The sequence below is a fragment of the Cellvibrio sp. QJXJ genome, assembly GCF_024452345.1.
GTDB lineage: Bacteria > Pseudomonadota > Gammaproteobacteria > Pseudomonadales > Cellvibrionaceae > Cellvibrio.
Genome location: NZ_CP101662.1, coordinates 2501552 through 2513848 on the forward strand (window position 1 = coordinate 2501552; position 12297 = coordinate 2513848).

The 12297-nt window shown below is 49.4% G+C and carries 13 protein-coding genes and 1 tRNA gene; 6 read left to right on the top strand and 8 right to left on the bottom strand.

The features are described 5' to 3' along the window. Positions 1 to 16: 16 nt before the first annotated feature. Genes yegD through NNX04_RS10825 form a run of 3 tightly spaced genes read right to left on the bottom strand, consistent with a single transcriptional unit; the run spans position 17 to position 3820 of the window. A complete protein-coding gene (gene yegD, locus NNX04_RS10815; RefSeq protein WP_261945772.1) occupies positions 17 to 1384 on the bottom strand; it encodes a molecular chaperone in 1368 nt (455 codons plus the stop codon). Continuing rightward, positions 1384 to 2874: a carboxypeptidase M32 gene (locus NNX04_RS10820; RefSeq protein ID WP_261945773.1), complete on the bottom strand. Its 1491-nt coding sequence runs from the start codon at positions 2872 to 2874 to the stop codon at positions 1384 to 1386. Before NNX04_RS10820 ends, yegD begins: the two co-directional genes overlap by 1 nt. Before the next feature lie 46 nt (positions 2875 to 2920). After that, positions 2921 to 3820 carry a LysR family transcriptional regulator gene (locus NNX04_RS10825; protein ID WP_261945774.1) on the bottom strand — a complete coding sequence of 300 codons (900 nt, stop codon included), beginning with the start codon at positions 3818 to 3820 and terminating at the stop codon, positions 2921 to 2923. Between the two features lie 114 nt (positions 3821 to 3934). On the opposite strand from NNX04_RS10825, the gene NNX04_RS10830 reads away from it, so the two are divergent. Both NNX04_RS10830 and NNX04_RS10835 read left to right on the top strand, forming a co-directional pair. Then, the gene (locus NNX04_RS10830) at positions 3935 to 4474 is read left to right on the top strand and encodes a carboxymuconolactone decarboxylase family protein (RefSeq protein WP_261945775.1); all 540 of its coding nucleotides are present in this window, start codon (positions 3935 to 3937) and stop codon (positions 4472 to 4474) included. 53 nt (positions 4475 to 4527) lie between these two features. After that, complete coding sequence (locus NNX04_RS10835) at positions 4528 to 5151, top strand: pyridoxamine 5'-phosphate oxidase family protein (RefSeq protein ID WP_261945776.1); 624 nt, start codon at positions 4528 to 4530, stop codon at positions 5149 to 5151. Between the two features lie 25 nt (positions 5152 to 5176). Here the strand turns inward: NNX04_RS10835 and NNX04_RS10840 are convergent, their stop codons facing one another. Together NNX04_RS10840 and aroA are read right to left on the bottom strand one after the other, a co-directional pair. After that, positions 5177 to 5614, bottom strand: coding sequence for an acyl-CoA thioesterase (locus NNX04_RS10840; protein WP_225318470.1), 438 nt, complete (start codon positions 5612 to 5614; stop codon positions 5177 to 5179). An 11-nt stretch (positions 5615 to 5625) separates the two neighbouring features. Beyond that, entirely contained in the window at positions 5626 to 6912 is a 1287-nt protein-coding gene (gene aroA, locus NNX04_RS10845; RefSeq protein WP_261945777.1) for a 3-phosphoshikimate 1-carboxyvinyltransferase, read from the bottom strand. Between the two features lie 158 nt (positions 6913 to 7070). On the opposite strand from aroA, the gene NNX04_RS10850 reads away from it, so the two are divergent. Next, positions 7071 to 7147: transfer RNA gene (locus NNX04_RS10850), tRNA-Met, on the top strand. 101 nt (positions 7148 to 7248) lie between these two features. Here the strand turns inward: NNX04_RS10850 and NNX04_RS10855 are convergent. Both NNX04_RS10855 and nudK read right to left on the bottom strand, forming a co-directional pair. Continuing rightward, positions 7249 to 7593, bottom strand: coding sequence for a YajD family HNH nuclease (locus NNX04_RS10855; protein ID WP_007644577.1), 345 nt, complete (start codon positions 7591 to 7593; stop codon positions 7249 to 7251). Positions 7594 to 7613: 20 nt separating this feature from the next. Further along, positions 7614 to 8195, bottom strand: a complete 582-nt coding sequence (gene nudK / locus NNX04_RS10860) for a GDP-mannose pyrophosphatase NudK (RefSeq protein ID WP_261945778.1) — start codon at positions 8193 to 8195, stop codon at positions 7614 to 7616. 76 nt (positions 8196 to 8271) lie between these two features. Between nudK and NNX04_RS10865 the strand changes: the two genes are divergently transcribed. The 3 genes from NNX04_RS10865 (at position 8272) to NNX04_RS10875 (ending at position 10871) form a co-directional block, all read left to right on the top strand. After that, the gene (locus NNX04_RS10865; protein ID WP_261945779.1) at positions 8272 to 8850 is read left to right on the top strand and encodes a hypothetical protein; all 579 of its coding nucleotides are present in this window, start codon (positions 8272 to 8274) and stop codon (positions 8848 to 8850) included. A 261-nt stretch (positions 8851 to 9111) separates the two neighbouring features. Beyond that, positions 9112 to 9618: an acyl-CoA thioesterase gene (locus NNX04_RS10870; RefSeq protein ID WP_007644574.1), complete on the top strand. Its 507-nt coding sequence runs from the start codon at positions 9112 to 9114 to the stop codon at positions 9616 to 9618. Between the two features lie 269 nt (positions 9619 to 9887). Continuing rightward, positions 9888 to 10871 (top strand): response regulator, encoded by a 984-nt coding sequence (locus NNX04_RS10875; protein ID WP_007644573.1) that lies wholly within the window; start codon positions 9888 to 9890, stop codon positions 10869 to 10871. Positions 10872 to 10894: 23 nt separating this feature from the next. Here the strand turns inward: NNX04_RS10875 and NNX04_RS10880 are convergent, their stop codons facing one another. After that, positions 10895 to 12268 carry a sensor histidine kinase gene (locus NNX04_RS10880; protein WP_151054320.1) on the bottom strand — a complete coding sequence of 458 codons (1374 nt, stop codon included), beginning with the start codon at positions 12266 to 12268 and terminating at the stop codon, positions 10895 to 10897. Between the last annotated feature and the right edge of the window lie 29 nt (positions 12269 to 12297).

Genomic DNA, 12297 nt, shown 5'->3' on the forward strand with positions numbered 1-12297 from the left:
TTAATCACACCGGCACCTAGGTGAATATGCGCTCCGCCCATACCCCCAAACCCGCCGCCACACTGCCAAAGTGATCACCATCGACAATCGCTATATCGTCGCCAAATAATTCGCGCACCACTTGGCGAATGAGCGGCGATTTGGCGCTGCCGCCGGTGATATAAACAATGTGCGGCTGCACACCCGCCTGCCGCGTTGCTTCGCTGATCAGCGCGGCGATTTTTTGCAACAGCTGTTCGCTGACGTCGGCGTAATCCTGCGCGCTGCACTGCGGCGCCAAACCATCCTCGATAAAACCCAATGGAAAACTGTGATGCGCTTGTGCCGAAAGCGCAATTTTACCCAGCTCCGCCTGGCGCACTACGGCAAAATTATGTTTGCCTTCGCGCATTTTTATAAAGCGCGCAAGCAATTCCTGCTCATGGGTTTCGCGGGTTAATCGCTCCAATAAAAAACCGGTTTTGGCATCGTAAAAATCAGTTTGTGCGCCTATATCGTTAATAGCCATCGCATTCACAAACGGCATGAGCGGCATGGGTAAGCCGGTTTTTAATGGCGACAACATACCAAAATGGGGCATCAATATTTTTTGCGCGAGCTGGATATCAAAATCGTTACCGCCGATACGCTCACCGGTGTGGCCGAGAAAATCCTGCGCCCGATCCAGTTGCTGAATATGCTGCGGGCCCATCAGCACCATGGAGCAGTCGGTAGTACCACCGCCCACATCGACTACCAATACCGTTTTGTTTTCGGTTAAGCGTGTTTCAAAATCAAAACCGGCGGCGAGCGGTTCAAACAAAAATTCTATATCGCGAAAGCCAATACGTTTTGCTGCCGCCGCCAAAATCGTTTGCGCTTGAGCATTACTTTCCTGCGCATTAATACCTTGAAAGTTAACCGGACGACCAATCACCACTTGGGTGATATTGTTTTGCAACTGCTGCTCAGCGCGGTTTTTAACGTTGAGCATCATGGCAGCAACTACATCTTCAAAAAAATCCACTGACTGCTGGCGCAAACCACTTGCACCTAAAAACGATTTAGGCGATTTAATAAAATAACCTTCACCTGGCGCAGAAATATAATGGTCTATCGCCTCCGCGCCAAAAAAGATTCCCTCGTGCGCATGATCAAGATCATGTTCCATTTTTCCTGCGCGCGCCTGACTTAACAGCGCCGCCCGGCTCTGGGCATAAGCGCGCTTATCCGCATCATCGCTCAATTGCGTTGCCACCAACTCGGCGATGAACGAACGCTCCAAGGCGTAGAGGGTAGAAGGTACAAACGCGTCATTACCGTAGAGCGGGATTAATTGCGCTTGCCCTTCATTGATAAATGACATAGCGCAATTGGACGTACCGTAATCAAAACCAACAAACATTACTCACCCGTTAAATAGCGACGCTCGAGGTGCGCCTTAAAATAGCTGGCATTCAGCGGCTCGCCGGTTGCAGCAATCATTAATTCATCGGTCGAGCGCAAACTCGCTTGCGACCAAATATTCACGCTCAACCAAGCGAACAGTTCGTCTAAATCGCCGGCGGCAATCTTACTACGCAATTGTGGAACCATGCGCTCTGCCGCCGCGAATTCCTGCGCCGCATACATAGCTCCCAAGGTGTATGAGGAGAAATAACCAAAAGCGCCGCCCGCCCAATGAATATCCTGCATACAACCGTTGCGATAATTTCCTTGCGTGGACAGGCCTAAATAAGCCTGCATTTTTTCGTCCCACAAGGCAGGAATATCATCCACTTCGATATGCCTTTCAATCAGCGCACGCTCCAATTCATAACGCAAAATTACATGGGCGGGATAGGTCAGCTCATCGGCATCCACGCGAATAAAATCGCGCTTAACCCGAGTATTGAGTGCGTAAATATTGTGTGTACTCAACGCCGCATCTTGCGTGCGCGCCAAAAATTCTGCCGCCATAGGTGCGAGCAATTGCGCAAATTCCGCTGAGCGCGCCAATTGCATTTCAAAAAATAAACTTTGCGACTCGTGCACGCCCATCGAACGCGCCTCACCTACCGGCAAGCCCGCCCACGCTGCGGGCAAGTTTTGTTCATAGCGCGCGTGACCGGTTTCGTGGATTACGCCAAACAGCGCTTTCATAAAATCGCTTTCGTCGTAGCGGGTAGTAATGCGTACATCCGTCGGCACGCCGCCACAAAATGGATGAGCACTTACATCCAGGCGGCCGTGATTAAAATCAAAGCCAAGCAGCCTCATTGCCGCCAGCCCCAATTCTTTTTGTTGCGCGATGGGAAACGGCCCTTGCGGGACGATAACTTTTTGTGTTGCCTGCAGCGCTTCCGCGCGCACAATAAAATCCGGCAACCAGGTTTTTACCTCGCCAAACAATACATCCAGCGTTGCACTGTTCATGCCCGGTTCGTAGATATCCAACATGGCATCATAGCTACTCAACCCCGCTGCCGCCGCGCGAATAGCCGCCTCCTCCCGCGCCAATTCCACCACCTTGGCAAGATTGGTTTTAAACCCCGTCCAATCGTTATTGGTGCGCTGTTCGCGCCATGCGTGCTCACATTCGGAATTGGCCAGCGATTGCGCCATCACCAATTTTTCCGGCAACAACGTCGCTTGTTGCCAGCGGCGCTTAATAGCAGCGAGACTTGTTTTTTCGGCGGGCGATAAACTTTCATTTTCCGCCGTCGCAATCCAGTCGCCTAATTGCGGCGCCGTTGTCAGTTGATGAATTAACACCGACAGCTCGGCCATGGCTGCACCGCGGGCATCGTTACCGCCGGCAGGCATCATCGCTGCCTGATCCCAGTGGCTGATAGAAGCGAGGTGTTCAAAGTGGGAAATTTTGACAAAGTGTTGCTGCAGCTGTTGATACGACATAGGAACTCTCATTCACATTGACTGGCGCGCAGAAGCGCCATGTTGATCAATTCAAGGATTTATTCGCACGCAATTGCTCAGCCATCAAATCAATAAAGCTGCGAATTTTGGTGGAAGTATAACGCCCCTCACGATGCACAATATGAATTGGCACAGGAGCGGTTTCGTATTCACTCAATAAAATTTTCAATTTGCCGGAATCAATTTCGGGGGCAACCTGATAGGACATCAAGCGGGCAATTCCCAAACCACGAACCGCCGCTTCAATCGCTGAATCATTACTGGAGACGCTCAAGCGCGGTTTGATGCGCACAACCCAAGGCGTTTTATCCTGCATAAAACGCAACTCAACACTGGCACCGAGACTGGTAGCTACGATAATCGAGTGCCCCGTCAGCGCATCCGGATTTTCAGGTACCCCCTGACGGGCAAGGTAATCTGGCGACGCACAAAGCACACGGCGCACACGGCCCACGCGCAGCGCATTAAAACTGGAATCGCCCAGTTCGCCAATGCGCAGTGCAACATCCACGCCCTCTTCCAATAGATTCACTACGCGATCAACAAACAGTGCCGATACTTCAGCCGCTGGGTAGCGCTGCAAATAATCGACTATCGCCGGCATAACATAGATCCGCCCGAACAATACCGGCGCGGTCACGGTTAAATGTCCACGCGGCTCGCTATTAACGCCGATGGCCGCCTCGTCCGCTTCATCGGCTGCCGCAATTACGCGCCGGGCATCATCCAGGTAACGCTGCCCGGCATCGGTTGCACGCACATAACGTGTGGTGCGATTTAGTAGCCTGACCCCAAGGCGAGCCTCCAAATCAGCTACCGCCCGTGTGACAACCGGAGGTGATATTCCCAACCGCCGCGCCGCTGCCGCAAAGCCCTCACATTCGGCAACCGCCACATAGATTTGCATTTCAGTAAGTCTATCCACGGATTATTCCTTTTTTGGAAACAATCAATTAATAAACGTGAGTATTCTTTACATTGCTAGTGGTTGGCAATATGAACTTCCACCCATTGCTATTTATCTCAACAGGAACACACCATGAGCCGCATCAACACAGTAACCGACCTCACCGCATCCGACGAACAGACCGCGCTGTTTAAAGCGATTCAGCAAAAAATTGGCATGGTGCCGAATTTTCTGCGCGTACTTGCCAATTCCCCCGCTGCGCTGCGCGCCTTCCTTGGCTTACATGGAATTGCCAGTGAAGGCAGCCTGGATTTACCAACCCGCGAGCGCATCGCACTGGCGATTGCACAACAAAATGCATGCGACTACTGTTTATCTGCGCATTCAGCGATTGGAAACCATGCAGGGTTAAATCCAGCGGAAATAGATGCAAATCGCAAAGGCACCAGTCAGGACACCAAAGCCGCCGTGGCAGTAAAACTGGCGCGCTCGCTGCTTGAGCACAAGGGCGAGATTACGACTGCAGAACTGCTCGAAGCGCGCAATGCAGGTTATTCAGACGCAGACATAGTAGAAATTATTACCCATGTGGGAATGAATTTATTGACGAACATTTTAGGCAAAGCCAGCCGCGTGGAAATTGATTTCCCGAAAGTGACAGCTAACAGCTAAACCGGTGCCTATGCAAATGATGCTGGCAGGAAATTTTTAACGAGGTAGTTATTATGTCGCGTGCATTTTCTGATATCACTTTCACACCCAGCGTCAAAGCCGCACAAGAGTTTTATGGCAGCCGGGAGGGAAATCGCAATTTCGAATTGGCGAACGAGCCGCGCAACAGATTAACGGAAACCGAAATTCAATTTATTCGGGCACGCGACAGTTTTTATCAGGCAACCGTGGGCGAAAATGGCTGGCCTTATGTGCAGCATCGCGGCGGCCCTGTTGGCTTTTTAAAAGTGTTGGATACAAGCACAATTGGTTTTGCTGATTTTCGTGGCAACCGGCAGTATCTCAGCGTGGGCAATATTACCGCCGATGAGCGAATCAGCCTGATACTAATGGACTACCCACGACAGCGCCGATTAAAACTCTGGGGGCGTGCACGTATTGTGCATGAGGCTGAACAGCCAGAGATTCTTGCTGCCGTAGAAGATCCCGCTTATCGCGCCCGCATTGAACGCGCGATTGTAATCAGCATCGAGGCGTTTGATTGGAATTGCCCGCAGCATATTACGCCGCGTTTTTCTGCAGATGAAATACGGGCCTATATCGACCCAATCATCGCCGAGAACGAAAATTTAAAACTCCAATTACAAATGCTGCTAAAAGACCAAGCCCCCCGTTAGCCTGCAATTGAAAAAGGAAATATAGCTATGACTGAATCTCGCCCACCCGAGCCTCCGCTTCCACCGCAGAGAATAACCCTGTGATCACCTCGGGTACAAATGGGCGACCGCGCTCATTGAGTGAGGTGCCAGTAATTTTGGCGGAGAGCATTAATTTATTGTCGCGCTTACGATAGATATTTTGCAAAAAATCAAACCGCACCCGCGATGACAGTTCAACATTTACCGTGACATAAAATTCATCGCCACTCACCAGCGGCAATTTGTAATCCAACTCGGCGCGCACTACTACCAAGTGAATTTTCTGGCGCGTCAGCTCGGCAAAATCCACACCTTTGGCAAGCAAGTATTCGTGGCGGGCATGCTCCAAATAATTTTGGTACACGCTGTTGTTCACTATGCCCTGCATATCGCATTCGTAGTCGCGCACTTTGAAATCGAGCGTAAATAATTCCTTATCCATCACCATTGCCCTTATTTAACGACCGATGCAAATACATCGAAATAAGTCGGGAAAGTTTTGGCGGTACATTTGGGGTCGTTAATGCGCACTGGCACGCCGCCAAAGGTCGCGAGCGAAAAGCACATCGCCATACGGTGATCGTCATAAGTATCAATCGCCGCATTCGGGATTAAATTTTTCACCGGCGTAATACGCAGCCAATCGTCGCCCTCTTCCACAATCGCCCCCAACTTGCGCAATTCAGTCGCCATCGCCGAAATACGATCGGTTTCTTTCACGCGCCAGCTGGCGATATTGGTCAAACGCGAGGGGCCATCGCAAAACAACGCAACTACTGCAAGGGTCATGGCTGCATCGGGAATATGATTGAAATCGCGATCAAAAGCTTTAAGCGGCAGCGAGGGTGCCGAAGCCTCAATCCAGTTCTCGCCTTTGGTGATGGTCACACCGATTGCTTCCAGCGCATCGGCAAACGCCACATCACCTTGAATGCTGTTAGCGCCGACGCCTTGCACCCGCAATGGGCCACCACCCAACGCACCGGCGGCAAGGAAGTAAGACGCCGAAGAAGCATCACCCTCCACAAACACTGTGCCGGGGCTGGTATAACCAGTCGCCGCCGGAACCGTAAAACGCTCCCAACCATCGCGCTGCACAGTTACACCGAATTGCGCCATCAGTTTGAGGGTGATTTCAATGTAAGGCTTGGAAATCAGCTCACTCACCAACTCGATGTGAGTTTCTTTGCCGGTCATGGGCAGCGCCATGAGCAATGCGGTAAGAAATTGACTGGAGACATCGCCGCGAATTTTGATACTGCCGTTGGCGGCGATTTGTGCCGGCTTGATCAGTAGCGGCGGAAAACCTTCCTGCCCCAGATAAGTAATGTCAGCGCCGATTTGACGCAGTGCATCCACCAAGTCGCCAATCGGGCGCTCGTGCATACGCGCCACACCGTGCAACTTATAGGTGCCGCCACTCAGCGCCAGCGCCGCAGTCAGCGGGCGAAACGCCGTACCGGCGTTGCCGAGGAATAAATCCGCCTCTTTATTAGGAAAAATGCCGCCGGTACCTACCACACGGTAATCCATCTCGCCGGTTTTGGTCACACTCACACCCAGCGCCGCCAAGGCTTCCAACATCCGGTCGGTATCGTCAGACTTCAGCAGATCACGAATATCCGTCTCGCCCTGCGCCAATGCCGCCAGCAGCAGCGTGCGATTGGAGATACTCTTGGAGCCGGGCAAATGCACAACGCCCTGGGCGCGGGTAACGGGAGCGAGATCGAGAAATTCCATCGTGAACCTATTTATCGGTGGGTTTGCGGGATGAGTTAGGCAAGCAATAAAACAAAGCGCGCATGATACCCCCATCCGCCGCCGCTGGCATTATCACAAAGGTGATTTTTGGGGTTGACAGCACGCCCTTCAGTCGCCAAAATGCGCGCCTCATTTATGGCTAGATAGCTCAGCCGGTTAGAGCACAGCACTCATAATGCTGGGGTCGGCGGTTCAAGTCCGCCTCTAGCTACCATATTTGATAAAGCCAGCTTGGTGAAAACCTCGCTGGCTTTTTTATTGGATTGAATTTGGTCAAGTGTTAATACGGCGCGCACTTACAGAAGGAGAGTTTCGCTAATCCTCCTTCTTCCCCATCAAATCCTTCAAATTCGCAAAAGGGTTGTGCGTGGCGGGTTGGATTTTCTTTTCGGTGGTTGCGCCATAGAGTACGTATTCGTGGAACTTGGTGTGTTCGTGGTCGTGGCAGTAGATGCAGAGCAACTCCCAGTTGCTGCCGTCGGCGGGGTTGTTGTCGTGGTTGTGATCGCGGTGATGGACGGTGAGTTCGCGCAGGTTGGAATAAGTGAACTCACGTGCGCAGCGGCCACACACCCAGGGGTACATTTTTAAGGCGCGATCCCTATAGCCCTGCTCTTGTTTTATATAGGTCGTGGTGCGGCCAAGTTTGTCGGTGGTCATGTGTGCGCCTGCTGATGGAGTTATGAGCAAAGGTTATGTAATTTGGCGTATTGCAGAAGCATGATAGTTTTTCCGTCTTTGATCTCGCCCGATTTAATCATCGCGTAAGCAGCATCAAACTTGAGCTCAAGTACTTCAATATTTTCTTGCTCATGCTCCAAGCCACCACCTTCGGACACTTTCATATTTTCGCTATATTCCGCGATAAAAAAATGTACGATTTCTGTAACTGACCCAGGCGACATATAGGCTTGAAATATTTTTGTTACCTTTTCGATTTTATAGCCGGTCTCTTCTTCTGCTTCCTTTTTAATACAATCTTCAGCATTGTGTTGATCGAGTAAACCGGCGCAGGTTTCAATCAACATGCCGTCGCTATTGCCATTCACGTAAGTCGGCAGACGAAACTGGCGCGTCAGAATTACTGTGCCTTTGTCGGTATTGCATAAAAGAATGGTTGAACCATTACCTCTGTCGTAGGCCTCACGCTCTTGTTTACTCCACTCACCATTGGGTTTTTGATATTCAAACGAATATTTGTTCAAGGTGTACCAATTGTCGGAAAGCAGGGTTTTAGTGAGGTTTTTGATCTTTGCGGGCATGCTTTTCTCTCATTCATGGAATAGAATCGGCCAACGGATTTTGGCAACACTATAATCGAAAGCTCAAGGAGGAACTATGCAGAAACTGTTAATCATTTCTACCGCACTCGCGGCGTTAAGCCTGCCCACACTAACCCTCGCCAATGACTGCGGTCAGTGGCAATCCAAATTAAAATCCACCCAGCGCAAACTTAATAATGGTGGTAATCAAAGTCAGATCAGGCAGTGGGCCAAGGAGCGGGATTATTATGCGGAAACGCTGGATAGATGTAATAAAAAAGCGGGGACACATCGCTGGATTGAAACGGCGAACAATCCCTCAACCTCCCGCCACACACCTACGCGCGGTAAACGCGAGAAGCCGCGTGCGCTAAACACTGAAAATCCACAGCTGCAGCAAATTATTGCGACCTGCAATTATTGGATCGACCAGTACAACACCAATGCCAGCGACACCAATTACACCTACCAAACCACGGCGTGCCGCCACGCAGACCAGATGATGGCAGAGGCCGACTCGCCGCCCACAAAACACAACACCTTCGCGCCGACACGTTCACTCAAGGAATGCGTAAAACCTGACAATCGCATTGATGAAGATGTGAAACGCTGTATGCAGGGGCAAATGGAGCCGCAGTGGCGAGTGAACCGATGAGAGCAAACGTATATCAGACTCGCTGGCGCTCTGATTTTCACAAATTAAAAATGATTTAAACGCCAAACAAATACTGTGAACATAAAAATTTATGCTGCTGCGTAAAAATATCGCACAGAAGATGATTTAGGCGACATAAATTTTATTTAGCTTTTTGCTGGGACACAAACGGTGGTGTCTTGTTTGGCGCTTCATTACTCTAGGTCAGCAAATGAACAATTCATTTGCATAACCGACCTTTAAACGAATGAGGATTCAATCATGCAAACTACTAATTCTTCTGTTGCTTTCCGTGCTGACGACGTTCTTAACAGCTTTCCAACTGCCAAAGCCTGGCCAATTGCGCCGCAAACTTACTATCAAAAATTTGAAACGTCACTCAAGCATTCCAATGCAACACAGAACGTGTATTTCTCCAACTTTTTTGAATGGCAAGGTGCAGTGAGAGAGCGCTGGTTCTTTGAGTGCATCTCTAACGATATGCTGCAAGATCAAGGCGTATTTATTACCAAACGCGCGCACAATGAGTACCTGAAAGAGGCCTTCCCCTTCCAGACAGTCACCTGTTCACTCAATGCGTTTAACATTCAAAAATGTTCGTTCTACTTGCTGTTCAGCTTTTATATTAACGATGAACTGGCATCGCGTGGCTATCAGCAAATCGTATTTGCCGACAAGGAAAAACGCATTGCACGCCTGCCCGACCAAATCATCCGCAAGATCAAAAAGTTTGAGCGCACGGATATCGATTTGGACGATTTGAAGTAAACCGCACAACGCTTTAACCAGCGACAACCCGGCATAACAAAATGAAAAGGGTGCACTTATAACTACGCTGATAGACCACATCCAACGTCTTGGCTGCTATAACTGTAGCCAGGACGTTGCTTTTATCGCGGATTAGCCACAGCAGATCGCGGGATTAATCCCACGAGCGGCTGTATAAAAGCAGATCTTTTGTATATATTTAAGTCAGGCGCCCAACAATAACCCTCAACCGCCACCATCAACGCATTCGCCGATAACAGGACACCACCTTGAAATCCAAGATACCGCTGTTTTTTTATCCTGCACAAATCGTGTTTATTGACGACAATCCGGATTTTCTTGCCTCGCTGGATATGGTTTTTTCCAACGAGTACAACCTGAAGCTGTTTGATAATGCCCTGTCCGCCCTCGAGTACATTAATGCCCCCAAGCCGGCAACCCGCTCAAGCCACAACAAAAACGCCCCTGAGCTTGCGGGCGACTCCGACAAGTGGGTCAAAAAGGTACTCAATCATTCCCACTTAAAACAGCGCAACAATGAGCGCGACATGGAAATCTCCGTGGTGGTTGCGGACTTCTCCATGCCGTCACTGAATGGCATTGAGTTTTGCAAAAAAATAAATAATCCGGCCATCAAAAAAATACTTTTAACCGGCCATGCCACACCCAGCGACGCAGTCACCGCATTTAACGAAAATATTATTCATTACTACATTAAAAAAAGTGATGAGAACATGCTGGAACAGCTGACCAACGCCATCAACAAATTACAAAATGCCTACTTTCAGGATTTAACCAGCCACATTAAAAATGAAGCGGTAGATGTAAACACACCGTTTTTTGCCGACGCAGAATTGGCCGATTATTTTCAAAAGGTATGCAGCGAATTGGATGTCAAAGAATATTTTTACCTGTCCAATCCCTCGCGCTTTACCTTGCAAACACGCGATGGCAGTGAATCACTCTGCTTGATTTACACCGAAGAGGATATTGCCGAGCACTTGAAAATTCTGGAAGAAGAGGATGCCCCCAGCGATTTGATCCAGCGCATTGCCTCTCGTGACTTCATTCCCCTGTTCAACTCAGAGGATGGCTTTTACGAACCGGAAAGTTTTAATCACAGCGTGAATATTTATCCCGCACAGAAAGTAACAGGCAAAACCAATTATTACTGCGCCGTTATTCCGCAACATGAAATATGCACCGCACAACCGCACATCAGCCCTGTCGCCAACCGGGGCAAGTTGCACTAACACTTGCCCTGGCGCTACGGCGCTTACTTTTTAAATGACAAGGTAAAGCGGGTGTATTCGCCCAGTTTGGATTCGCAGGTAATATTGCCGCCAAAAGATTCCATCACCTTGCGGCAAAATGTCAGCCCTACACCCGAGTTGTTGCTGCGGTCTTTGGTAGTAAAAAAGCGATCAAAAATGTGCGGCAGAATTTTTTCATCTATGCCAACACCATTATCCAAAAACTCGAGCCGATTACCTGCCTGATCCGCAATAATAGTGATATTAATGCTGCCGCGCTCTTTGCCGCGCAATGCATCCAGCGAATTTTTAATCAGGTTGATCAATACAAAGGTGAGAAATTCGTTAGAGGCCAACACCACAAAATCGGCTTTAACATCGACGTTAACGATCTTTTCTGCATCGTTTTTATAAGGCACCCGGCTCACCGCCAACTCAACGCATTCCTTCATGGAAAAATGTTTAAAATCCTTTTCATTTAAATAATGGGCGGTGGTTAACGCCATGAGCATGTCGATGGCGTGATTAGCCTGCACTACCTCCCGCTCGAGAATTTTGGCAGTGCGTCCCAAATGTGCCAGCGTTTGTTCGCTGATTGACTGCTTCAACAACCCCTCTTCGCGCGCGAGGTTGTATCCGGCAATCAGTTCCGGTAGATACTCGGTTAATACCCGCGCCTGTAATTTTAACGACGCCAGCGGCGTGCGCATTTCATGGGCGATACTCGCCACCAGCATGCGTGAATCATCCATCGCGTGGTAGCGCACAGTGGCCAGCGCAATCAAGCCCAGACCTACCGCGATAAACACCACACCGGGTGGGTAAAATTCAAAACCGTAGTTGCATAAATAATCCACCGCCGAGAGAGAGAAAATCAGCAGCGCTACACTGCAATATTGCAGCTTGGTTTTCTCACCGGCTTGCACCAGTTTTTGTTTTTGATAGGCGAGATACAGCCCGTAAACCACCACCGTACTGGTCTGCAACACATGCAGTATGTGCAAAATGCCAGCCTTAGGATAAAAGCCCCAAAAATAATGGTAGTTGCCATTAATGACCAGATCCGTGGTGACATGAGTTGCAGCGAGAAAAATAGAAAAGATATAAGAGGCATAGACTTTGCGTTTATGGTTTTGCTGCCCCGTCAACTCCACCAGAAAATGAAACAAACTGGTCGGCAAAAATAAAATCAGCAACCAACCCAAATCAATCAGGTTTTGCGCCAGTTTTTCGTTTTCTACCTGAAACAAAATCGCCCACACAAACTGCCAGAAAAACGTGGTGATACACAGAATCAAAAACGCAGCCGTCACCCGGTTCAAACCTTTGGAGTGCGCGACATAAAGGCCGAAGAATAAAAATAGAAACGCCACTATGGCGGGTAATATCGAATACATGGGTTGTCAGCTGCATGAAGATTGAAGCT